The organism is Arthrobacter sp. BE255 (genome assembly GCF_031457335.1).
Taxonomy (GTDB): Bacteria; Actinomycetota; Actinomycetes; order Actinomycetales; family Micrococcaceae; genus Arthrobacter.
Genome location: NZ_JAVDWK010000015.1, coordinates 85,910 through 107,735, shown reverse-complemented (window position 1 = coordinate 107,735; position 21,826 = coordinate 85,910). Strand labels below are relative to the sequence as shown.

General features: G+C 65.9%; 20 protein-coding genes. 3 read left to right on the top strand and 17 right to left on the bottom strand.

What is annotated here, in order from left to right; all coding sequences use genetic code 11:
- Positions 1-258 precede the first annotated feature (258 nt).
- The 4 genes from J2X42_RS21075 to J2X42_RS21060 form a co-directional block, all read right to left on the bottom strand.
- Positions 259-681 (bottom strand): DUF3151 domain-containing protein, encoded by a 423-nt coding sequence (locus J2X42_RS21075; RefSeq protein WP_310167890.1) that lies wholly within the window; start codon positions 679-681, stop codon positions 259-261.
- A 1-nt stretch (position 682) separates the two neighbouring features.
- The gene (gene fbaA / locus J2X42_RS21070) at positions 683-1,702 is read right to left on the bottom strand and encodes a class II fructose-bisphosphate aldolase (RefSeq protein ID WP_310167889.1); all 1,020 of its coding nucleotides are present in this window, start codon (positions 1,700-1,702) and stop codon (positions 683-685) included.
- Between the two features lie 130 nt (positions 1,703-1,832).
- Entirely contained in the window at positions 1,833-2,507 is a 675-nt protein-coding gene (locus J2X42_RS21065) for a TrmH family RNA methyltransferase (protein ID WP_396134123.1), read from the bottom strand.
- A 19-nt stretch (positions 2,508-2,526) separates the two neighbouring features.
- Complete coding sequence (locus tag J2X42_RS21060) at positions 2,527-3,546, bottom strand: hypothetical protein (RefSeq protein WP_310167887.1); 1,020 nt, start codon at positions 3,544-3,546, stop codon at positions 2,527-2,529.
- A gap of 279 nt (positions 3,547-3,825) precedes the next feature.
- Here J2X42_RS21060 and J2X42_RS21055 point away from each other — a divergent pair, with 279 nt between their 5' ends.
- Complete coding sequence (locus J2X42_RS21055; RefSeq protein WP_310167886.1) at positions 3,826-4,656, top strand: HAD-IIA family hydrolase; 831 nt, start codon at positions 3,826-3,828, stop codon at positions 4,654-4,656.
- Between the two features lie 8 nt (positions 4,657-4,664).
- Here the strand turns inward: J2X42_RS21055 and J2X42_RS21050 are convergent, their stop codons facing one another.
- The 13 genes from J2X42_RS21050 to J2X42_RS20990 form a co-directional block, all read right to left on the bottom strand.
- Positions 4,665-5,714 (bottom strand): alpha/beta fold hydrolase, encoded by a 1,050-nt coding sequence (locus J2X42_RS21050; protein WP_310167885.1) that lies wholly within the window; start codon positions 5,712-5,714, stop codon positions 4,665-4,667.
- A 60-nt stretch (positions 5,715-5,774) separates the two neighbouring features.
- Positions 5,775-6,380, bottom strand: coding sequence for a hypothetical protein (locus tag J2X42_RS21045; protein ID WP_310167883.1), 606 nt, complete (start codon positions 6,378-6,380; stop codon positions 5,775-5,777).
- Positions 6,381-6,470: 90 nt separating this feature from the next.
- Positions 6,471-7,229, bottom strand: coding sequence for a GAF and ANTAR domain-containing protein (locus tag J2X42_RS21040; protein WP_310167882.1), 759 nt, complete (start codon positions 7,227-7,229; stop codon positions 6,471-6,473).
- Between the two features lie 106 nt (positions 7,230-7,335).
- The gene (gene pyrE / locus J2X42_RS21035; RefSeq protein WP_131133452.1) at positions 7,336-7,908 is read right to left on the bottom strand and encodes an orotate phosphoribosyltransferase; all 573 of its coding nucleotides are present in this window, start codon (positions 7,906-7,908) and stop codon (positions 7,336-7,338) included.
- Positions 7,909-8,057: 149 nt separating this feature from the next.
- Complete coding sequence (locus J2X42_RS21030) at positions 8,058-10,352, bottom strand: gluconokinase, GntK/IdnK-type (RefSeq protein WP_310167881.1); 2,295 nt, start codon at positions 10,350-10,352, stop codon at positions 8,058-8,060.
- 13 nt (positions 10,353-10,365) lie between these two features.
- Entirely contained in the window at positions 10,366-11,595 is a 1,230-nt protein-coding gene (manD, locus tag J2X42_RS21025; protein ID WP_131133450.1) for a D-mannonate dehydratase ManD, read from the bottom strand.
- Between the two features lie 55 nt (positions 11,596-11,650).
- Complete coding sequence (locus J2X42_RS21020; RefSeq protein WP_310167879.1) at positions 11,651-13,048, bottom strand: mannitol dehydrogenase family protein; 1,398 nt, start codon at positions 13,046-13,048, stop codon at positions 11,651-11,653.
- Positions 13,045-14,451 (bottom strand): glucuronate isomerase, encoded by a 1,407-nt coding sequence (gene uxaC / locus J2X42_RS21015; RefSeq protein WP_310167878.1) that lies wholly within the window; start codon positions 14,449-14,451, stop codon positions 13,045-13,047. Before uxaC ends, J2X42_RS21020 begins: the two co-directional genes overlap by 4 nt.
- A 77-nt stretch (positions 14,452-14,528) precedes the next feature.
- Positions 14,529-15,581: a LacI family DNA-binding transcriptional regulator gene (locus J2X42_RS21010; RefSeq protein WP_310167877.1), complete on the bottom strand. Its 1,053-nt coding sequence runs from the start codon at positions 15,579-15,581 to the stop codon at positions 14,529-14,531.
- A gap of 88 nt (positions 15,582-15,669) precedes the next feature.
- Positions 15,670-16,836, bottom strand: a complete 1,167-nt coding sequence (locus J2X42_RS21005; protein ID WP_310167876.1) for a Gfo/Idh/MocA family oxidoreductase — start codon at positions 16,834-16,836, stop codon at positions 15,670-15,672.
- A gap of 58 nt (positions 16,837-16,894) precedes the next feature.
- Positions 16,895-17,755 carry a sugar phosphate isomerase/epimerase gene (locus J2X42_RS21000; RefSeq protein ID WP_310167875.1) on the bottom strand — a complete coding sequence of 287 codons (861 nt, stop codon included), beginning with the start codon at positions 17,753-17,755 and terminating at the stop codon, positions 16,895-16,897.
- 51 nt (positions 17,756-17,806) lie between these two features.
- Positions 17,807-18,814: a Gfo/Idh/MocA family oxidoreductase gene (locus tag J2X42_RS20995; RefSeq protein ID WP_310167874.1), complete on the bottom strand. Its 1,008-nt coding sequence runs from the start codon at positions 18,812-18,814 to the stop codon at positions 17,807-17,809.
- On the bottom strand, positions 18,814-19,662 hold the full coding sequence (locus J2X42_RS20990) for a sugar phosphate isomerase/epimerase family protein (protein ID WP_310167873.1): 849 nt from the start codon (positions 19,660-19,662) through the stop codon (positions 18,814-18,816). Before J2X42_RS20990 ends, J2X42_RS20995 begins: the two co-directional genes overlap by 1 nt.
- A gap of 218 nt (positions 19,663-19,880) precedes the next feature.
- Between J2X42_RS20990 and J2X42_RS20985 the strand changes: the two genes are divergently transcribed.
- On the top strand, positions 19,881-20,915 hold the full coding sequence (locus J2X42_RS20985; protein WP_310167872.1) for a LacI family DNA-binding transcriptional regulator: 1,035 nt from the start codon (positions 19,881-19,883) through the stop codon (positions 20,913-20,915).
- 23 nt (positions 20,916-20,938) lie between these two features.
- A complete protein-coding gene (gene nadE, locus J2X42_RS20980) occupies positions 20,939-21,763 on the top strand; it encodes an ammonia-dependent NAD(+) synthetase (protein ID WP_131133442.1) in 825 nt (274 codons plus the stop codon).
- Positions 21,764-21,826 lie beyond the last annotated feature (63 nt).

The window sequence follows — 21,826 nt, the reverse complement described above, 5'->3', positions numbered from 1 at the left end:
CCCTTGGGCACGCCGGGGCATCCGGGTTCCATGTAACCCCCCGGGTTCCCACCCGCGCGGGCTTACTCGGGGGGGGGGCCACATTTTTCCAAAATGGTCCCCGCCCGCCGTCGTTCGCTTCTGAAACCCCAACGCGGGGTCACTTCCTCCCCAAAAACGATCGTTTATTGGGCGGGAAGTGACCCTCCCCTCCCGCACCCTAGCCTCGCAAGCTCGGCCAGGGAACCCTGCGGGCGTGGGCCCGCGTTGCTCGTCAAACTACTTAGCTTCGATGGCTGCCTTCGCGGCCGGATCCGAGTCGTTCAGGAACTTCTCGATCCGTTCCGGCTCGTCCGCCTCGCCGATGGCCGAGGAAGCCCGGCCCAGCGAGTAGAGCGCGCGCAGGAAGCCCTGGTTGGGCTCGTGCTCCCACGGAATGGGGCCCACGCCGCGCCAGCCGTTGCGGCGCAGCGAGTCCAGCCCGCGGTGGTAGCCCACGCGTGAGTAGGCGTAGGAGTCGATGGTGCGCCCTTCGGCCCACGCCTCCTCCGCCAGCACGGCCCACAACAGCGATGACGTGGGGTGCTTTGCCACGAGGTCCAGTGCTTCCTGGCCCGCGTCCAGCTGCGCGTAAACGTCGGTCTCGGCAGGCAGGAGCGTGGGCTCAGGGCCCATCAGGTTCTTGCGGAACTCGTCGGACATACTAGAACGTCTTGCCGAGGGAGCCGAGCTGGCGGGCGGCCTCAACAATGCGGGCTGCCATGCCGGCTTCGGCGGAGGCACCCCAGACGCGGGGGTCGTAGGTCTTCTTGTTGCCCATTTCGCCGTCGATCTTGAGCACGCCGTCGTAGTTGGCGAGCATGTGGCCGGCCACCGGGCGGGTGAAGGCGTACTGGGTGTCGGTGTCGATGTTCATCTTGATGACACCGTAGGAAACGGCGTCAGCGATTTCCTGGTCGGACGAGCCGGAGCCGCCGTGGAACACGAGGTCGAACGGGTTTTCCTTGCCGATCTTGGCGCCAACTTCGGCCTGGATCTGCTTGAGCAGCTCGGGGCGCAGCTTCACGCCGCCCGGCTTGTACACGCCGTGGACGTTGCCGAAGGTCAGCGCCGTCATGTAGCGGCCGTTTTCGCCGGCGCCGAGGGCCTCGATGGTGGCCAGGGCGTCTTCGGTGGTGGTGTACAGCTTCTCGTTGATCTCGTTCTCGACGCCGTCTTCCTCGCCGCCGACCGTGCCGATCTCGACCTCAAGGATCATCTTGGCGGCCGCGGAACGCTCCAGCAGCTCGCGGGCGATGCGCAGGTTGTCTTCGAGGGTCTCGTGCGAGCCGTCCCACATGTGCGAGTTGAAGATCGGGTTGCGGCCGGCCTTGACCTCGGCCTCGGATGCAGCCAGGAGCGGCAGGACGAAACCGTCCAGCTTGTCCTTGGGGCAGTGGTCCGTGTGCAGCGCGATGTTGACGTTGTAGTTCTTGGCCACTTCGCGGGCAAAGGCTGCGAAGCCGAGGGAACCGGCCACCATGTCCTTGACCGAGGCGCCGGACCAGTAAGCGGCACCGCCGGTGGAAACCTGGATGATGCCGTCGGACTCAGCCTCGGCGAAACCGCGGATCGCTGCGTTCAGCGTCTGCGAAGAGGTGACGTTGACGGCGGGGAATGCGAAGCCGCCCGTCTTTGCGCGGTCGATCATCTCGGAGTAGATCTCTGGGGTTGCAATGGGCATGCTGACTCCTAATGTGAATTTCGTCTGCGGGCTGGGTTGGCCCTGGAGTGAACCTCGTCGGCTAGGAACCATCCTAGCCATTTCTGCCGGGGCGCTGTGTTTCGTCTCACGCGGACCCGGTAACACTTGCCTACACGTGCTGGTTGAATACGTGCCGGCGCACCCAGGCGTGCATCGCGATGGCCGCAGCGGACGCCGCGTTGATGGAGCGGGTGGAGCCGAACTGCTCGATGGACAGGGTGGCGAGGGCGGCCTCGTGCACTTCGGGCGTGAGGCCGGGGCCTTCCTGGCCGAACACCAGCACACAGTCCTTGGGCAGTTCGTAGGTTTCCAGCGGAACGGAATCCGGGAAGATGTCGATGCCGATGATCGCCAGCCCCTCCCCCTGCGCCCACACCACGAAGTCCTCCACGGTGGGGTGGTGGCGGACGTGCTGGTAGCGGTCGGTGACCATGGCCCCGCGCCTGTTCCACCGGCGTCGTCCGATGATGTGGACTTCCTTGGCGAGGAACGCGTTGGCGGTCCGCACCACGGTGCCGATGTTGAGGTCGTGCTGCCAGTTTTCAATCGCGATGTGGAAGTTGTGCCGTTTGGAATCGAGATCGGCCACGATCGCGTCATGCTTCCAGTAGCGGTACTGGTCCACGACGTTCCGCCGGTCCCCGTCGGCCAGCAGCTCGGGGTCCCAGTGGTCCCCGGCGGGCAGCTCGCCTTCCCAGGGCCCGACGCCGACCTCCGCCTTTGGCCCCGATTCCTCCTCAGGCGGTGGAACGGGCAGCGGCGGGGTCTGGGGCTGGTCAGTCACGCCTCAACTCTAGCCGGGGTCAGCCTTCGAGCTTCCAGCGGTTGGCGCGGTACGAGTTGGCGAGCTGCTCCAGCAGTCCGGGGTGTTCGTCCCAGTACGTCGCGTGGCCGCTGACGCCCACCATCTGCGGCGTTCCCCACGGGGTCACGCTGAACAGGTTCACTGCTTTGATGGTTTCGCCGCGGGCGTTGAGGCACTCAAAGCCGATCACCACGGCCGCCGTCCGGCGGAACTCCCGGATTTCCGGAGTTGTCGTCGTGAAATTGCCCGTGCACTTATGGCCCACGAGGTGCTGCGGCATGTCGGCAGCGGGCATGGCTGTGAACTTGGCCTCAATCTCCTTGATGGCGGCCTGGACCTTCTCCGGCTCCTTGCCGTACTTGCCCTCTTCCGCTTCGGCGAAGAAGGCAAAGGCCAGGGCGATGCCGTCCCCGTCCCGTTCCTCGGTGCCCTGGGCTTTTTGCTGCATGGGAGCGCCCGTGGTCGGGTCAGTGGTGACCCCGAAGGTCTCGTCGCCGGTCCAGGAGGCAAGGTACTGGAAAGATGACTCCCCGGTGACAAACTTGCTGAACAGCGGGTCGCCTTCGGCCGGGATGTTCGCGGGACCCTGCAGTTCCGCCCAGCCCGGCGGCAGCGGAATGGCTCCGGCCGGGACATCGTCCGCGGTGGGATCGTCCGACGGCGCGGCAGATTCCTTCGGCGCGGCGCTTTCCTCTGCTGCCTCGGATGTCACCACGGGAGACGGGGTGTCCTGGGCCTGGGGCTTGGCGAAGGTGGGAATCACCCAGGCGAACACGGCCACCAGGGCAACTATCACGACGGCGGCAACGGCTCCCAGAACAATGAACAGCGCCTTTTTGTTGCTGTCCGGGGGCTGCGGCGCCGGGTGCTGCGGGTACTGGCCCGGGTACTGCTGCTGGCCGGGGTACTCCTGGACCGGCTGTGGCGTATGGGGGTACTGCTGGCCGGGATAAGGAGCCTGGGGGTCGCCCTCCGCGTCCCTGGGCGGTGGCGGCGGCGCACTGTAGTTGTTGCTCATGGCGGTCCCTTTCAGGTGCTGGCAGGCATCCTGCGGTTCGCGCGGTGCCCGGTGATTTCCGACGGCGGGGACCGGCCGGCGCGCGCCGGCACAACACCCGCCGTGGACATCCCCCGATCCGCAGCCGATGGGCGCCATGGCGCCACTATGAGCCTAGCCGACGGGCCGGACAGCCCCCGTCGGCGGTCGCGGTCGTCATTTCTTCGGCCTCACGTGTTCCGGTGCCCGAAGAATGACAGACTGGACCCCGGAAAAGGCACATCGGCGTTGGAGGAAAACATGGCAAAAGCAGACCAGGTCAACGGATCACCGGCGGTTTACCGAAGCGGGCAGGAGATCGAGTGCTGGCTGACTGACATGGACGGCGTTCTGGTCCACGAAAACCAGGCTGTCCCCGGCGCGGCCGAGCTGATCCAGCGCTGGGTGGACACCTCCAAGCGCTTCCTGGTGCTGACCAACAACTCCATCTTCACCCCCCGCGACCTCGCCGCCCGGCTCCGCGCGTCGGGCCTGGAAGTTCCGGAGGAGAACATCTGGACCTCGGCGCTGGCCACCGCGCAGTTCCTCAAGGACCAGGTGCAGGGCTCCGGTTCCGGAAACCGCGCCTACACCATCGGCGAGGCGGGGCTGACGACGGCGCTGCACGAGGCAGGTTTCATCCTCACCGACCAGGATCCGGACTTTGTGGTGCTCGGCGAAACCCGGACGTACTCGTTCGAAGCCATCACCATGGCCATCCGCCTGATCCTGGCCGGCGCCCGCTTCATCGCCACCAACCCTGACGCCACCGGTCCGTCCAAGGACGGCCCCATGCCCGCGACCGGTGCGATCGCGGCCCTGATCACCAAGGCCACCGGCCGGGAACCCTACATCGTGGGCAAGCCGAATCCCATGATGTTCCGGTCGGCCATGAACCAGATCGACGCACACTCTGAGACCACTGCCATGATCGGTGACCGGATGGACACGGACATCATCGCGGGCATGGAGGCCGGCCTGCACACGGTCCTGGTGCTGACCGGCATCACGCAGCGCGAAGACATCGCGTCGTACCCGTTCCGGCCGAACCAGGTTCTCAACTCCGTGGCGGACCTGAAAAGCCAGATCTAGAACCCGGCCTAGAAAACAGTCACGCGCGATCCCCCGCCGGGAAGGGGGAAGAACTCGTTCATCAGTTGGTCCACGATGGGCCGGTAAACGGCGGGGTTCCAGCCCGGACTGGCATGTGCCGGCCGGGCGCCCTCCGTTTGCAGGTTTGTTGACACCATGTTGGAACGGAAGGCAACCTCCCACGCTTCCAGGGCCGTCTGGTACTGCACCGTCTGGTCACGAGGGTTGCCGACGTAGGCCATCTTCGTCCCGCCGAGCTTTTCCACGAACCGGAGCCCGTCGAAGTGGTAAATGTAGGCGGACTCCGACTGGACGAGCACGCTGGAGGGGGCGATCGGGGACAGCTGCTCCAGGGTCTGGTCCAGGATCTGGCGCCAGGTCCGTTCGTCCTTGTGGATCACCCGCTCCCCCAGTTCGTACCCGCCGCGCAGCACGGACGGGACACGGAAACCGCTCTCGTAGAGGAACACCACGCCGTCGAACCAGCTCTGGTCCAGGACGTCGTGCTTGCTGTACGGGCTGGAATCGAGCAGGATGAACGCCACTTCCACGCCGTGAAGTTCGCGGAGGCGGGCGGCGACCTGCGTGGCCACCATGCCGCCAAAGCTGTGGCCGTAGAAGAACAGTTTGGTGAGCTTGTTCGCCCGCACATGCTCAATCACGGCGATCACCAGTTCGTCGATGTCCAGCCCCTGGTTGGAATAGCCGACGGCGGCCAGCCGGGCGCGCTTGTTCAGCGCTCCACGCAGGGCGTTCAGGATCCACTGCGCCTCTTCCCAGCTGGTTTTGTAGCCCGGAAACAGGAACCAGCTGGCATCGGGGTAGTACGCATCGGCGAAGTCATCCCGGACTTCAAGGATCCTGTTGACCCGCCGCTCCGACTGGACCCGGCGGGTGACCAGCATGTCCCCGGCCAGCAGGGCGGAGGCTCCCGTTCCCCAGAGGAAGCCCCGGCGGGAGAACTGCCGGAGGGCGGCAGCGTGGGCCAGCAGCCGGGCATGGTCAATTCCCGGCTGTTCAGGCTGTCCCTGCGGATCTGTTTCCCCCCTGTACGGCACGTGTCTACCGTACGCACAGCCGGAGCCCCCGCTGCAACCCCCTGGCAGGACCGGGCCGCGTCAGCTGGCGGCGAGGCCCTCCCGGGCGGGGCCGTACAGGCCGTCAAGCGGGTTCCGGCGTGATATTTCCTGGCCGATTTCGTTGTACCTGGCCAGCAGGTCCGAGCCGCCGAAGCCTTCAGGGTTATCCAACAGCGCAAAGATCGAGTCGCTGGCCGCGAGGAGTTCGTCGTCGGAATATTCGGCCAAGGGACGCCCGAACATTGCGTCACCGGGAGGCTGGGCCTCCCCTTCGGCGCCGTCCGCGTAACCGCCCGCGAGCTCATCGGTGATGGCCAGCGCCAGCCCGTTGACGCCGGCTTCCGGCGGGGCTGCATCGGCGGGCGCTGTCAGAACCAGCGATACGCCACCCCCCGCCATACCGGGAAGGGCAACCCCGTCGATGGCGTTGAGATCGTTGCGGAGGCCCGCCAGCGCCGCCGATTCAACGTAGGCAGCCTGGGAGAGGTCCACGTGGATGTGGGAGGGAATGCCCATGGCCCGAACACGTCGGACCATATTCACAAGTGCCGGGCGGGATTCTTCATTAAGGCTGCCGCGGATATCAATCCTGACGGTGTCCGTGAGAACGTCACGCGTAGCGAGGGCGTGCAATTTGCGGTCCATAGGTACTCCAAATAAGGGTGTCTATGGCCGACGGCTCAACCTCGGCAAGCGTATCCTCCGTACGGGCCCGGCACAAGCCGCTGACGTGGCCTAGCCCGCGTGGGCTTTGCCGGGCTCCTGGTAATGCGTCCGGGTGCCTGCCCCGCCGACGGAATCCACCAGCGACTTGGCGATATCCCGCAGCTTGGTGTTGCTGTTGCTGGACGCTTCGGTCAGGATCTGGACCGCCGCGTCCTGGCTGCAGCGGTTTTGTGCCATCACAATGCCCACGGCGATATCGATGATGGTGCGGGACTCCAGGGTGGCGCGCAGGTTGGCGGCGCTGTCCGTGTGCAGGGAAAATCTGACGGCCAGCCTCAGTGCCTGCGAGATTTCCCGCGTGTAGCCCCGGGCCTTGGCCGCGGCACGTTCGTCGAATTTGTGCGGTACGTCCGAGTAGAGGTTCAGCGCAGCTTTCGCTTCCCCTTGGAGGTTGAACGGGAGGGACAGCACCGAACGCAGCCCATGGGACGCGACGGCGTTGGCGTAGTCCGGGCCCCAGCGGTCCTCCTCGAAGAGGTCCGGGACGTTGACTTCGCGTTCCTCCTCGGCCGCGGTCAGGCACGGGCCCTGGGACAGTGAGTACTGGATCTCGTCCACTTCGCGGGCAGAATCGCTGCTCCAACCGATGGTGGCAGCTTTCCGGTCCCGGAGGAGGGTGATGCCGCACAGGGCGTCGTCGCCGCCGCCTGCCACCTGGTGGGCGGAGAACCTGGCCAACTCGTTGAGGAACTGCTCAAAATCCGCACTGTCCAGGATGAGGTTCTGGACCTGCTCGGTGGTATTCAAAGGAAGTTCCGGTGGGAGCATGGCGCGTTCTCCAATAGCAGCTTAAAAAGGGTTGAGCAAATACTAGGGCGACCCCCTGCGCCAGTCCAACCGACACCAGTTTACGCCGGTGCCGGTTGGAGCCGGACTAGGAGAGGCCCAGTTCGTCCTTGCCGAAAGCGAAGAGGTAGGGCACCCCGGTCTCGGCTTCGATTTTTTCCTTGGCGCCCGTGTCGCGGTCCACGATGACGGCCACAGCCACCACGTTGCCGCCCGCCTTGCGGACGCCCTCCACGGCGGTAAGGGCGGAGCCGCCGGTAGTGGACGTGTCCTCGAGCACCAGCACCTTCCGGCCGTCGACGGACGGGCCCTCGACCTGCCGGCCCATGCCGTAGGACTTCTGCGCCTTCCGGACCACAAAGGCGTCAACAGTCCGGCCGGCGTCCACCGCGGAGTGCATCACGGCGGTACCTACGGGGTCGGCACCCATGGTGAGTCCGCCGGCGCACTCAAAGTCGATCCCGGCGTCGTCCGCCAGTGCCAGCATGACCTGGCCCACCAGCTTGGAAGCCTCGTGGTGGAGGGTAATGCGGCGCAGGTCGATGTAGTAATCGGCCTCTGCTCCGCTGGACAGGATCACCTTGCCGCGGACGACGGCGAGCTCCTTGATCAGCTCAAGAAGGCGGGCACGTGCGGCAGTGGCATCAAGAGGGGAAGTCATGGTCTCCAGTTTAGCGGCGGGCGAAGCCGGGTGCGTGTTCACGGTGGATAGGCAACGGCGCCGGCGACGCGGAAATGGACTGGCGCTACGCATATCCGCGTAGCGCCAGTCCATTTGCGCGTCGTCAGTCTGAAACCGCACCGAAAACGCTACAGCCGGGTGTCGAAGGAGTCGCAGAAGACGTTGTCGTTGAACGTTCCCTGGAACTCGGACTTGCCCTGGATCTTGTTGATCGTCGCCCGGATGGCCTCGCGTGACCCGGCGTGGGCGTTGATGGCGGTCTTCACCATCGGCACGTCAATCAGATGGTTGGGCTGGTTGAGTGAGACGAACACGGTGGGGACCTCGGTGACGTACCAGGGGATTTCCGCGGCCATCGGGGTGGACCACTTGATCCGGATGGCGGCCTCCTGGGCGAAGCCCTTCACGTTGGCGAAAACGAACGCGGCGTCGTACTTGTCCGCATAGTCGCCGGTGGCTTCCTCGGAGATGACCCGCATGAAGTTCACGCCGGTCTCCCCCGCCGCTTCGCGCTGGTCGGCGGTTTTGAACAGGTGGACTTCGAAGCCGGCGTTTTCCAGCTCCTCCTTGACCGTGTCCAGGTAGGCCAGCGGGTCCGCGCGGGTGAAGTCGGCGCCGCCGGAGATGCCGTACAGCCGGATCCGTTTGTGCGTCTCCGGGGTGATGGGCAGGTTGTGGGCGGTGTCCTTGACCAGGGTCACGGTCTTGTCCGCGATCTCGGCCGCGATGGCCCGGTGGGCCTCGGAGCCGATCACGGACAGGGCCTCCATCGGCGGCACGAGGTCCGCGGCCTGCTTCAGGTGCAGTCCGAGGCTTGCCTTGAGCGCCAGGATCCGGCGCAGTGCGTCGTGCAGGCGCTGCTCGGTGATGACGCCGGATTTGTAGCCTTCCAGCATGTACCCGAAGTCTTCGGCCGGGTTGCGGAAGAACAGGAACATGTCGCACCCGGCCGCGATGGTGGCCGGCACCAGGTCCTTGCGCTTCATGGCCTGGGTCAGGCCCACCATCTGCGAGGCGTCGGTGAGGATCAGCCCGTTGAAACCCAGCTCGCCGCGCAGCAGGTCCTGAAGCAGCTCCGGGGACAGCGTGGCGGGCAGGATGTCCGCGTCCGCCAGGCCTGGGCGGAAGTGCCGCGACAGTTCGGGCGCCCCGATGTGGCCGATCATGATGGATTGCACGCCGTGTCCGATCATTTCGCGGTACACGTGCCCGTAGGTCCGGCTCCAGTCCTCGTAGCCGAGGGTGTTGTAAGAGGTGACCACGTGCTGGTCGCGTTCGTCCATGCCGTCGCCCGGGAAGTGCTTCATGGCGCAGACGGTGGGTGACTCGCTGATGCCGTCGAAGTACTCCTTGGCGCGCTCCACCACGATCTCCGGCGTGTTGCCGAAGGCCCGGGTGGAGATGACCGTGTTCCGCCAGTTGTAGTGGATGTCCACGATCGGCGCGAACGCCCAGTTGCAGCCCAGCGCGGCGGTTTCCACCCCTGCCACCTGGCCCATTTGCCGGGCGATGGATTTGTCCGGGTGCGAGCCTGCCTGCAGGTGCGTGGACACAAACGTTCCGTCGTCGCAGCTCCCGGCGCCTCCCATTTCCGGGTTGGAAGCCACCAGCAGCGGGATCCGTGTCCTGGACTGCGCGTACCGGATGTGTTCCTGCACGGCTGCGGAGGGTCCCGGCCGGTAGCGCATGCCGCCCACGTGGTACGTGTCCAGCACACTGTCGAGGTACTCCGGGGAGTAGTCGTTGTTGTGGTTGATGAACAGCTGCCCGATCTTTTCCTCAAGGCTCATCCCTGCGAGGGTTGACTCCACCCAGGCGACAGCGTCGCCGTCGAGGTTGAACGGCGCGGCCTGGAGGTCGACGTCGAACTGGCGCGGCCGGGTGCCGGCGGCACCCGCGGAAGTCCCGCTGTCGGAAGTTCCGACGGCGGCGATGCCGGCGAGTGCCTTGGCCACCACCTGGTCCACCGGGGCGGCGATGTCGACGACGACGCCGGCTTCATCGGCCTCGAGCGGTTCCAGCGTGGCCAGCTGTGAATCGAGCAGGGCAGGCGGCATGAAGTGTCCGGAGCGCCCTTCGGTCCGCGCCCTCAGGACCTCCTTGCTGCCGTGCAGGTGCAGGAAGACGGTGTCCGGCGCCTGTTCGCGGATGGCGTCGCGGTAGCTGCGGCGCAACGCGGAGCAGGCGAGCACCAGTCCGCCGTTCCCGGCCGCAGCGAGCTCACTGCCCACGGTGGCGAGCCAGGGCCAGCGGTCCTCATCCGTCAGCGGCGTCCCGGCCGCCATCTTGGCGACGTTTTCCACCGGGTGGAGGGAGTCGCCGTCGAGGAACGGCACGCCCAGTTCGCGGGCCACGAGGTCGCCGATAGTGGTTTTGCCGCAGCCCGAGACGCCCATGACGATGATGCGGTGCTTGGTGCTCATCACAGGTTCCTTGCTACCAGTCATGGACGGTGCCGTCGACGAGGCGGTTGTAGGGCAGGTAGGCCTGCTGGTAAGGGAACGCGGCCGCGGCTTCCTCGTTGAATTCGACGCCGATGCCGGGCTTGTCTCCCGGGTGGAGGTAGCCGTCCACGAACGTCATGGACTGCTCGAAGACCTCGTTGGTCTTGTCCGAGTGCTGCATGTATTCCTGGATGCCGTAGTTGTGGATGGCCAGGCCCACGTGCAGCTGCGCGGCGAAGCCCACCGGGGAGATGTCGGTGGGGCCGTGGAAGCCGGACTTGATCTGGTACTGCGCGGCGAAATCCATGACCTTCTTCAGCGGCGAGATCCCGCCGAAGTGCGTTGAGGCTGCCCGGACGTAGTCGATCAGCTGTTCCTTGATCAGGGTCTGGAAGTCGAACACGGTGTTGAAGATTTCGCCGATGGCCAGCGGGGTGGTGGTGTGCTGGCGGACCAGGCGCAAACCCTCCTGGTTTTCCGCAGGGGTGCAGTCCTCGAGCCAGAACAGGTCATAGGGTTCCAGGGCCTTGCCGAGCTTGGCCGCCTGGATGGGGGTCATGCGGTGGTGGCCGTCGTGCAGCAGCGGGATCTCCGGGCCGAATTCGTTCCGGACGGCTTCGAACACGGTGGGCAGGTGGCGCAGGTAGGCCCGGGTGTCCCAGTCTTCTTCCAGCGGGAACGCGCCGCGGCCGGCGGGCTCGTAGTCGTAGCGTTCCCCGGAGGCCTGGGCCTGGGCCGCGACGCCGTAGACGGCCTTGATACCTGGGACGGCGGTCTGGATGCGGATGGACTTGTAGCCCAGTTCCAGGTGCTCGCGGACGGAATCGAAGAGGGAGGGGAGGTCCGCGCCGGAGGCGTGGCCGTAGGCACGCAGGCCGTTGCGGGACGCCCCGCCCAGGAGCTGGTAGACGGGCATGCCCGCGATCTTGCCCTTGATGTCCCATAGCGCCATGTCGACGGCGGCGATCGCGGCCATGGTGACGGGGCCGCGGCGCCAGTAGGAGCTGCGGTAGAGGAACTGCCAGGTGTCCTCGATCCGGTGCGGGTCCTTGCCGATCAGCAGCTGCGCGACGTGTTCCTTCAGGTACGCGGCGACGGCGAGTTCGCGGCCGTTCAGGGTGGCGTCCCCGATGCCGGTCACACCGTCCTCCGTGGTGATCCGGAGGGTCACGAAGTTACGGGAGGGGCTGGTGACGAAGACTTCCGCGGCGATGATTTTCACTGCAGGTTCCTTTCAGGGTCGGGTGTGAGTTTCGGGGTGTCGAGGCGGGCAGCGGTCAGAACGATCCGCGGAGTTTCTCCACAAGCTCGATGACGGAGTGGTCCTGGACAAGGACCGGATCCAGCAATGAGAGCAGGGCCTGTGTCCGCTCCGGCCCCGTCAGCTGGTTTGCGGCAGCAATCGTGCCCGCGAGGGGATCCTGCAGTGTGTTGCCACTGGCGGTGAAGTCCATCCAGGCTGCGATCATCAGCGCGGCGCCGGCTCCGGTACGGCCCGCGGCCCGCTCGGCCTGCAGGACCGGGACAGCGCGCATCCGCAGTTTGGTGCTGCCGTCCATGGCGATCTGCGCCAGGTGGTGGGCAATCCTGGCGTTGCTGAAGCGGGCCAGCAGGGCGGCCCGATAGGCAGGGATCTGCAAATCGGCGGCAGGCAGGTTGGCCTCGGCCTCGTCCCAGAACCGCTCCACGGCCTGCAGGCAGAGCGGGTCCGCCAGCGCCTGGGCCACGGTGGTGTGGCCGCGGAGCTGTCCGGCGTAGGCGAGCAGGGAGTGGGCGCCGTTCAGCAGCCAGAGTTTGCGGTTTTCATAGGGTTCGATGTCGGCCACGAACACGGCCCCGGCGTCTTCCCAGCGGGGCCGCCCCGCGGGGAAGTCCCCGCTCAGCACCCAGTTGGAGAAAGGCTCGGCCACCACTGGGGAATTGTCACGGTAGCCGCACGCGGCCTCGACGGCGGCAAGGTCCGCGTCCGTGGTACGCGGGGTGATGCGGTCCACCGAGGTGCTGACGAAGCTGATGTTGGCGTCGATCCATTCCGCAAGGCCTGCATCCCACGCGTCGGCGAAGCCCGCCAGGGCCTTGCGGGCAACGGTGCCGTTGTTCGAGAGGTTGTCGCAGCAGACGACGGCGAGCGGCCCCGCGCCGGCAGCCCGGCGGGCGGCGAGGGCGAGCACCAGCCGGCCCAGCGGCGTCGTCGGGTTTCCGCTGCCGGAAGCCAGCAGCGCAAGGTCGGCGGCGACGTCGGACGCGGTGCGGTCCAGGTGCCCGTCGGAGCCGATCCGGTACGCGGCTTCGGTGATGGTCAAAGTGATGACGGCGGTGGCGGGGGCCGAGACCAGCTCCACCAGGCGTGGCACGTCGGCTCCGTCCACGGCCTCCACAATGCTGCCGACCACGGCGAAGGAGTCGCCGTCGTCAGCGCGCTCCACCACCGTGAACAGTCCGTCCTGCTCGGCAAGTGCCAGGGCGGCGTCCGGGCGCCGGCCGGTGAAGGCGGCGATGCCCCAGTCCGCGGCGTCGGATGCCTGGTGCGTGTACCAGGCCTGGTGCGAGCGGGAGAAGGCGCCCAGTCCCAGGTGGACGATCCGCACGGGCGCCTTGGCGGCGGGGCGCAGGCTGCGGTTGAGCCGGGGAAGATCGACGGCGGATGTCGCCTCAGGCTGCAGTTCGAGGCTCACAGCTTGAACACCCTCCGGGGCGAACCGTCCACCAGGTCAACGATCAGCTCGTGGGCACGGTCCTCGCTGACGCGGTGCTCGGCCACCAGTCGGGCCAGGAAGGAGGCCTCGATCCGTCGGGAGGCATCGTGCCGGGCGGGGATGGAGCAGAACGCGCGGGTATCGTCGATGAAGCCTGAGGAACGGGAGAATCCTGCGGTTTCGGTCACGGCCGAGCGGAAGCGCAGCATGGCGTCCGGCGCATCCAGGAACCACCACGGGGCACCCAGGTAGACGGACGGATAAAACCCTGCCAGCGGCGCGAGCTCACGGGAGAACACCGTCTCGTCCAGAGTGAACAGCACAAGGTGGAAGTCCTTGGCGGTGCCGAAATCCTGCAGCACGGGGCGGATCGCCTCGGTGTAGTTGATCGCAAAGGGGATGTCGTGGCCGGTGTCGGCCCCATAGGTGTTGAACGTGGGTTCGTGGTGGTTGCGGTAGGAGCCCGGGTGGATGGTCATCACCAGGCCGTCCGCCACGGACATCCGCGCCATCTGGTACATCATGTGCGCTTCGAAGGCGTCGCGGTCCTGCGCCGTGGCCTGGCCGGACCGGGCCCGTTCGAACAGGGCCGCGGCGTCGGCAGCGCCGAGCTTGAGCGTCGCGGGAGTGCGGACGCCGTGGTCCGCGGAGACGGCGCCGTGCTCCACGAAATAACGACGCCGGTTTTCCAGCGCGGTGATGTAGCCCGCGTAGCCGGTGCCACCGTCGCCCGCTGCCGCGATCAGGCGGTCAACGTTCGCGGACCAGGTGGGGTGCGCGATGTTCAGGTAGGCGTCCGGGCGGAACGTGGGCAGGACCCGGCCGTGGAATGTCGGGTCCTGCGCGATTGCCTTGTGGCTGGCCAGGCTGTCCAGGGGATCATCCGTGGTGGCCAGGACCTCGATGTTGAAGTCCTTGAAGAGCTGGCGGGGCCGGAAGCCCGGCTCGCGCAGCTTGGCCGAGATCGCATCGTAGCTGGCATCGGCAGTCTCGGCGCTGATCTCCTGCTGGAGGCCGAAGACGCTGTCGAACTGCGTGCGGAGCCAATAGCCGGACGCGGTGCCCTCGAACAGGGGCCAGGCCTTGCAGAATTCGCGCCAGACGGTGAGGGAGTCCGGTTCCCCTGCTGCCGAGCCGCGCACGCGGTCCAGCGGGACGCCGCTGGCATGGATCAGCCGGGTGACGTAGTGGTCCGGGCTGACCAGCAGCGCAGCCGGGTCCGGGAATGGCGTGTTCTGCTCGATGACTGCGGCGTCAACGTGACCGTGCGGGGAAATGATGGGCAGGTCCTGGACACGCTGCAGGAGGTCCCGCGCAATACTGCGCGTTCCGGGATCCGCAGGCAGGAGCCTGTCAGGGTTGGCGGCAATCGACTGTGACATAGGTCAATGGTCCGGCCTGCACCAGAGCTTTGTCAACCGGTTGCCATCAATTGCCATTACAGTTGCTGGCCGCGGAGCTAGCCCGCGGGGAGGAGCCGCCCGCTCGAGCCACGCAGCACCAGTTCGGTTTCCACCCGCAGGGTTCCGGCGCCTTCCCCCAGTCCCTGCAGGAGGTCAAGCAGCAGCGTTGCGGCGCCGGAGCCGCACTCCCCCAGCGGCGAACGGACAGTGGTGAGCGGCGGAGTGGTGAAGTCGGCACCGAAGATGTCGTCGAAGCCCACGATGCTGATCTGGTCCGGGACCACCACGCCCGCGGCCTGGAGTTCCTGCATGAGGCCGATGGCCAGGAGGTCGTTGTAGGTCAGGACTGCGGTGGCACCGCTGGCCCGGACGTCGCGCGCCACCTGGCGGCCGCCGTCGACCGTGGGTTTGGTGGATTCGAGCCGCACGGCGTCCAGCCTGGACCACTCGCACGCGGCCTGCATGCCCTCCCAGCGGCGCGCGGACATCCAGGACTGCGGCGGCCCGGCAACAAAGGCAAGCTTCCTATGCCCGTTGGCGGCCAGGCTGCGGACTGCCTCGCTGATGCCCTTGTCGACGTCCGGGACAACGCAGGGCACGCCGTCGACCTCGCGGTTGATGACCACAACGGGCTTGTCGCGGGCCAGCGTGCGGATGTTGTCGTCGTCCATGCGCGGACTCGCCAGGATCAGGCCGTCTACCGTGGCCATCATCCGGCGGGCGGCCGTCAGTTCGGTCACCGCGGACTCCGCGGACTCGGCAAGCACCAGCGTGTAGTCCCGCACGGTGGCGGTGGTTTCGGCCCCGCGGATGATGTCAAAAAAGGTGGGGTTGGTGATGTCCGCGACGATCAGGCCGAACGTGCTGGTCCGGCCCGTTGGCAGCGCCCGGGCGAACGGGTTGACCTGGTAGTTCAGCTCGGCAGCGGCATCCTCGATGAGTTTCTGCGTCTTGGCGCTGACCCGTCCCGGCTTACTGAGCGCACGGGAAACGGTGGACGGATTGACGCCGGCAACTTTGGCAATGTCGTAGATGGTGGGGTTGGACTTACCTTCCCGTCCGCGTTTAGTGGGGGCGGTTGCTGCTCCGGCGTTCGTCGCTTCAGTCACTGCTCCATCGTAGACGGCCTGGCAACAAAAACGGGCCGGTTGCCATGATCGGAAAAGCAACCGGCCCGCCGATGTGGCGGAGCAGACGTTACGAGCGCTCGGGGAACTTGCCTTCGTCCGCGATGCGCTTGTTCAGTTCGGCCAGGAACACGTCCTCGTCGAAGTCCAGGCCCACTTCGGTCCCGGTCCAGCTGGAAAGGTGGATGGCGTTGGCCAGGCGGACGCCGTTGATCCCGTCCGAGCCCGGCGCCAGCAGCGGGGTGCCGTCCAGGATGTTGGCGGCGAAGTTCTCCAATACACCCGCGTGCTGGCCGCCCCAGACTGAGTCGAACTCGATGACCTCGGTGGTGTAGTACTGCTCCGGATTCAGCTCGCCCATGAACAGCCTGCGGACGTCGTCCATGTCCATGGCGTCGCTGAGTTCACGCTCAGGCTTGACCAGGCGGGTGACGGTGGCGGTTTTGGAGTTTTCGACGACGATCTTGCCCTGGTCGCCCAGGATTTCGAAGCGGTCGGTTCCCACGAGGTCGTGCGTGGCGGTGACAAAGACGCCGGTGACGCCGTCTCCGTAATCAGCCACCGCGGTGACTTCGTCCTCGACGGCGATGTCGCGGCGGAAACCGAAGGCCACCTTCGCGTACACGGACTTGGGCACTCCGCAGATCCACTGCCACAGGTCCAGCTGGTGCGGTGCCTGGTTGACCAGGACGCCGCCGCCTTCGCCGCCCCACGTCGCGCGCCATTCGCTGGAGTTGTAGTAGCCCTGCGGACGCCACCAGTTGGTGATGATCCAGTTGCTGCGGCGGATCTTGCCGATCTCACCGTTTTCCACGATCTCTTTGAGCTTCCTGTACAGCGGGTTGTTGCGCTGGTTGAACATGATGCCGAAGGAGAGTTCCGGCTTGCCGGCCGCGAACTCGTTCAGTTCCCTGACCTGCTTGGTGTAGACGCCGGCCGGCTTTTCCAGAAGGGCGTGGATGTTGCGCTTGAGGGCTTCGATGCCCATTTCCGGGTGCAGGAAGTGCGGGACGCACGTAACGACGGCATCGACGTCGCCGCTTTCCAGCATGGCGATGTAGTCGTCATAGAAGGGCGCGTCCGGGTACGCGGCCGAGGCAACTTCCTTCTTGGCCGGATCGGTATCGCAGATGGCGCCGACCACCATGTTGGGGACCATGCCTTCCGTGATGAACCTGGCGTAGGCGCCGCCCTGCTGGCCCAGGCCGATGATGCCAAGGCGTACTTTCGTGCTCACAGTTGTTTGTCCTTTTCGTTGGTTGAGCTTGTCGGAACCAGTTGCCGGAAGTCGGTGCTTAGAAAAGCCCGGCGTGGCCCATGGCCGTCAGGTTGTCGTAGGAGGTCTGCAGCGCGTCCCAGACTGTCCGGCCGTAGAGTTCGTCCTGCTCCACCAGCAGGTACGCGGCGCCTGCAGCCTGCGCGGCCGGGATGATCGCAGGGAAGTCCAGGTTGCCTTCGCCTACTTCGGCGAACTGGACCACGTCCTTGAATTCGGCCATAAAGCCCGCGACGTCCCCGCTTTCCAGCATGCCAAAGGCGGACTCCGGCAGCTGGCCGATCCGGTAGTCCTTCAGGTGCACCATGGCGGTCCGGCCGGCGTACTTTTCCAGGGTGCGGACCGGATCCAGGCCGCCGCGCTGGACCCAGTGCACATCAATTTCCATGCCGATGGCCGGGGAATTCTCGGCAATGAGGTCCAGCATGTACGTGCCGTCGAACTTCGCGAACTCGATGTGGTGGTTGTGGTAATACAGGCCGAGCCCGTGTTCCTGCAGGCGCTCCGCGTATCCGTTGGCCCGCTTGGCGAAATCCACCACGGCCTCGATTGATTTCATGGCCGGGAAGGGCAGCATGCCGATCCGCAGGAGCCTGGTGTCCAGGCGTTTTGCGTCGTCCACGATCTTGCTGAAGTTCTCTTTGAGCGAATCGGTGGGCATGGCCTTGGGCGCCTCGACGGCGACGGACAGTGCGGCAATGTCCATGCCAAGCTCGCTGCGGGAACGGTCCAGTTCAGCGACGTTGCCAGCAGTCATGGGGATCTGGGAGATTTCGACGGCGTTGTACCCGATCGCGCTGACCTTGCGGAGCGTTTCGAACGGCCCGATCTCAGCGAAGCTGCCCTTGAGCATCATCGCTTGTACGCCGATAGTGGCCATTGTTTTCCTCCGTGGTGCTGTGGGCCCGTCAAGGGCCATCGTGCCGTGTGGTCAGGAAACGAGGTGAACCGAGTCCGGGTAGCTCTGGCGGTAGAGGTCCTTGATGATCCGCAGCGATTTTTCAGCTTCGGCCGGGCTGATCCAGAAAGGTCCGGGCTCATCCAGCCGGGCGTAGAAATCGTTGATGAGGAGCTCATGCGAAACGCCCCAGTAGGACCGGCCCCCGGATTCGCTGGTGCGCTCCGGCATGACATCCACCCGACCGTCCGCATGCGTCACTGTCAGGTCTCCCCGCAAGCTCAGTACGGCCTGATCGGTAACCACGTCGAGCGTGACCGGGGCGTTGAAGGAATTGGCCAGGGTGGCATAAAAGGCGCTGCGGGCACCGTTGGCGTGCCGGGCAACAAATTCCGCCGTGTCCTCCACCTCGATGGCTTCGCCCAGGAAGCGCGTGGATGCATTGCCAGTGACGGAGACAACGTCCCCCACCAGCCACTGAAGGAGGTCCACAGTGTGAATGGCCTGGTTCATCATCAGTCCGCCGCCGCCACCCGCCCAGGTACCCCGCCACGGCCTGCTCTGGTAGTACTCGGGGACCCGCTGCCACATCACCGTCGCCGATGCCCCCACCACTGGCCCGAGTTCGCCGGATGACAGCATGGCATGCATGGCCTGCGCCGTGGCGTTGTAGCGGTTCTGGAAGCAGACTGCGATCTTCGCGGTGCCCGCTGAGGCGGCCTCAACCAGCCGGCGCCCCTCCGCGAGGGTGTGTGCCAGCGGCTTTTCCACGATGACGTTGACGCCGCGCTCCAGGCAGTCCGCTGCCACCGACGCATGCTGGTCGTGCGGGGTGCAGATATGCACGACGTCGGGCCGGACTGCCTCGATAAGGCTCAGGTGGTCGGCGAAGCCGGGGACGCCACAGCCGTCCACAGCGGCAGCCAGCCGCTGCGGATCCGTATCGCAGACCGCAACCAGGGTGGCGCCGTCGAGCTTTGCAACCGCATCGAAGTGCACGGCGGACACATCGCCGCAGCCGATGACCGCCGCCGTCGTCATCAAGAGAATTCAACCCCGTTCTTCGCCGCGAGCGCGGCAAAGGCGCGGGCCGCGATGCCGAAAGCCACCGGTCCCGAGAAACCGCCCAGCTCATGCGCACTGGCCAGATGGGGTTCCAGTGACGCAAAGCCGGAAAAGCCGTCAGCCTTAAGCGCGGCGATAGTGGCGTCGAGTTCGCCGTCGCCCTCGCCTGACGGCACCACTTCGCCGGTGGTGGAGAGCGCGTCCTTTACCTGGAGGTACTCAAGGTAAGGGCGCAGGATGGCGTAACCGTCCGTGTACGGTTTGACGCCCACCTGCACGAAGTTGGCGTTGTCCCAGGCGACGCGCAGGGCCGGTGAGTTCACAGATTCCATGATGTCCAGCACCCGCTGCGGCGTATCCCCGTAGATGTCCTTTTCATTCTCATGCAACAGAACGACGCCGGATTCCTCGGCGAGCGCGGCCAGCGCACCCATGCGGACCAGGACGTCGTCGCGGATTTCTTCCGGGGTCCGGCCTTCGGCCCGGTAGAACGAGAAGATCCGGACGTATTTGGTTTCCAGGCCTTTGGCCACGGAGATGATCTGGCGAAGCCGTTCCACCTCATGCTCCACGGGCAGGCTCACGTCCACCTTGCCGATGGGGCTTGCTACGGCCGAGACCTTGAGGCGCTTGGCATCGAGGATTTCCTTGAGCGCGGCAACCTGCTCGGCCGACAGCTCCGAGACGTTTGTCCCCCAGGCGCTGCGGACCTCGATATGGCTGGCGCCCAGTGCCAGCAGCACAGACGCCTGGATTTCCGGATCAGGATCAATTTCGTCCCCGAATCCTGAGAGCTGCCAGGTTGCGGATGATGCTTGGGACAAGGGAATCTCCTCGGTAGGACCCGCGCGGCAGGGGCAGCCGTGGATTCCAGCTACGGCGCGTGGGTGACTCGGTTCACAGAACGGTACTCCCGCAAGTCTAGGCATCACGCCAACAAATGACAACCGATTGCCAATAGCTGGCTGATCGTGGCATTCTTGGCGGATGCAGCTGTGGCAACGGTCATAGCCTCCCCGTCCTCCGTTCAGAGAGGAGCGCCATGACGACGCAAGCCGCAGGAGCCGACCGCCCTGCCACGATCCACGACATCGCCGCCAGGTGCGGAGTCGCGGCTTCCACCGTTTCACGCGCGCTTTCCACACCGGACAGGGTAAACATCCGCACCCGCGAACGAATCGAGGCCGCGGCGGCAGCGTTGAACTACAGGCCGAACATCCAGGCCAAGGCGCTGAGCTCGGGCCGGACGTCTGCCGTTGGGGTACTGGTGCCGGACATTACCAACCCCTTCTACTTTGACCTGATCCGCGGAACCCAACTCCAGCTGAAGGCAGCCGGGTACACCCAGTTGCTGGTGGACACGGAGGAGTCCGACGAAGTGGAGGCCACCACCGTTGACCAGCTGCAAAAGAGCGCTGACGGAATCATTGTTGCTGCCTCCCGGCTCACTGATGAGGCGTTGCTGGCAGCGGCTTCGACCATGCCCCTGGTGGTCATCAACCGGGACGTTCCGGGCGTTCCGGCGGTCATCATCGACACTCCCTCAGCCACGAGCCAAGCACTGGACCACCTCGTTTCGCTGGGACACACCAGGATTGCCTACATCGCGGGGCCCGCAACGTCCCAGTCCAGCTCCCGGCGATGGACCGCCCTGGCCGTGGCGGCAGAGGAACGCGGCGTGGAAGTCCGGCGGCTTGGACCGTTCGCGCCCAAGACCCAGTCCGGGGCGGCCGCGGCTGACGCTGCTGTCCACTCCGGAGTGACCGCCTGCCTAGCCTTCAACGACCTGATTGCCATCGGCATGCTGCAGCGGCTGCGCGAACGCGGGCTGCGCGTTCCCGAGGATATGAGCATTGTGGGCTGCGACGACATTTTTGGTGCAGACTTCTGCAACCCTCCCCTGACCACCATGAGCTCCCCCATCGAGCAGGCCGGCCGCGTAGCCGTCTCCATGCTGCTGGCCCAGCTGAATCCGCTGGCAGGCGGCGGCACCCGCAGCCGCTCGGTGATGCCCACCCACCTCACGGTCCGCGGCTCCACCGGGCTGGCTCCGAAGGACACAGTTGAGCGTTCTTGACACTGCTGGCTAGGCTGGGACACATGCGCGAACTCCAGGCCAAAATCGTTGAAGAAATGGGCGTGCAGCCCCGGATCGATCCCGTCGGGGAGGTGCGCAAACGCGTCGCTTTCCTCAAGGACTACCTCAAGGCAACACACACCAAGGGCTTTGTCCTGGGCATCTCCGGCGGCCTGGACTCATCGCTCGCCGGCCGGCTGGCCCAGCTTGCCGTTGAGGAGCTGGAGGCCGAGGGAGTGGAGGCCAACTTCGTGGCCGTCCGCCTGCCTTACGGCGTGCAGCACGACGAGGACGACGCCCAAGCGGCACTGGACTTCGTCCAGGCCAAGACGGAGTGGACCTTCAACATCTCCGCCGCCGTGGACGGCTTCGAGGACGAGTTCGAAAAGACCGTCGGAAACGGGATTTCCGACTTCCACAAGGGCAACACCAAGGCGCGCACGCGGATGATTGCCCAGTACGCGCTGGCCGGCGAACACAACTACCTGGTCATCGGCACCGACCACGGCGCCGAGTCGGTCACGGGTTTCTTCACCAAATACGGCGACGGCGGCGCGGACATCCTGCCCCTGTTCGGCCTGAACAAGCGCCAGAACCGTGAACTCCTGGCCGAGCTGGGAGCCCCCGCACGCGTCTGGGAGAAAGTGCCCACGGCCGACCTCCTGGACGGCAAGCCCGGCCGCACCGACGAGGACGAGCTGGGTATCACGTACGACCAGATCGACGACTACCTCGAAGGCCGCGACGTGCCGGACGAGGTAGCAGAAAAGATCGAAGAGAAGTACCTGCGCACCCGCCACAAGCGCACAGTCCCCGTCACAATCTTCGACACCTGGTGGAAGGACTAAGGTTCCGGGGAGCGCCGGGCCGGCCTTAGGCGGGCATGGTCCAGCACAGGCACAACCTTCGCG

Coding starts and splice junctions, on each gene's coding strand:
- J2X42_RS21045 (WP_310167883.1), bottom strand. CDS start 6,380: ATGGACCGCAAATTGCACGCCCTCGCTACGCGTGACGTTCTCACGGAC.
- J2X42_RS20995 (WP_310167874.1), bottom strand. CDS start 18,814: ATGACGACGGCGGCGGTCATCGGCTGCGGCGATGTGTCCGCCGTGCAC.
- uxaC (WP_310167878.1), bottom strand. CDS start 14,451: ATGTCACAGTCGATTGCCGCCAACCCTGACAGGCTCCTGCCTGCGGAT.
- nadE (WP_131133442.1), top strand. CDS start 20,939: ATGCGCGAACTCCAGGCCAAAATCGTTGAAGAAATGGGCGTGCAGCCC.
- pyrE (WP_131133452.1), bottom strand. CDS start 7,908: ATGACTTCCCCTCTTGATGCCACTGCCGCACGTGCCCGCCTTCTTGAG.
- J2X42_RS21075 (WP_310167890.1), bottom strand. CDS start 681: ATGTCCGACGAGTTCCGCAAGAACCTGATGGGCCCTGAGCCCACGCTC.
- J2X42_RS20985 (WP_310167872.1), top strand. CDS start 19,881: ATGACGACGCAAGCCGCAGGAGCCGACCGCCCTGCCACGATCCACGAC.
- J2X42_RS21060 (WP_310167887.1), bottom strand. CDS start 3,546: ATGAGCAACAACTACAGTGCGCCGCCGCCACCGCCCAGGGACGCGGAG.
- J2X42_RS21040 (WP_310167882.1), bottom strand. CDS start 7,229: ATGCTCCCACCGGAACTTCCTTTGAATACCACCGAGCAGGTCCAGAAC.
- J2X42_RS21030 (WP_310167881.1), bottom strand. CDS start 10,352: ATGAGCACCAAGCACCGCATCATCGTCATGGGCGTCTCGGGCTGCGGC.
- J2X42_RS21055 (WP_310167886.1), top strand. CDS start 3,826: ATGGCAAAAGCAGACCAGGTCAACGGATCACCGGCGGTTTACCGAAGC.
- fbaA (WP_310167889.1), bottom strand. CDS start 1,702: ATGCCCATTGCAACCCCAGAGATCTACTCCGAGATGATCGACCGCGCA.
- J2X42_RS21000 (WP_310167875.1), bottom strand. CDS start 17,755: ATGGCCACTATCGGCGTACAAGCGATGATGCTCAAGGGCAGCTTCGCT.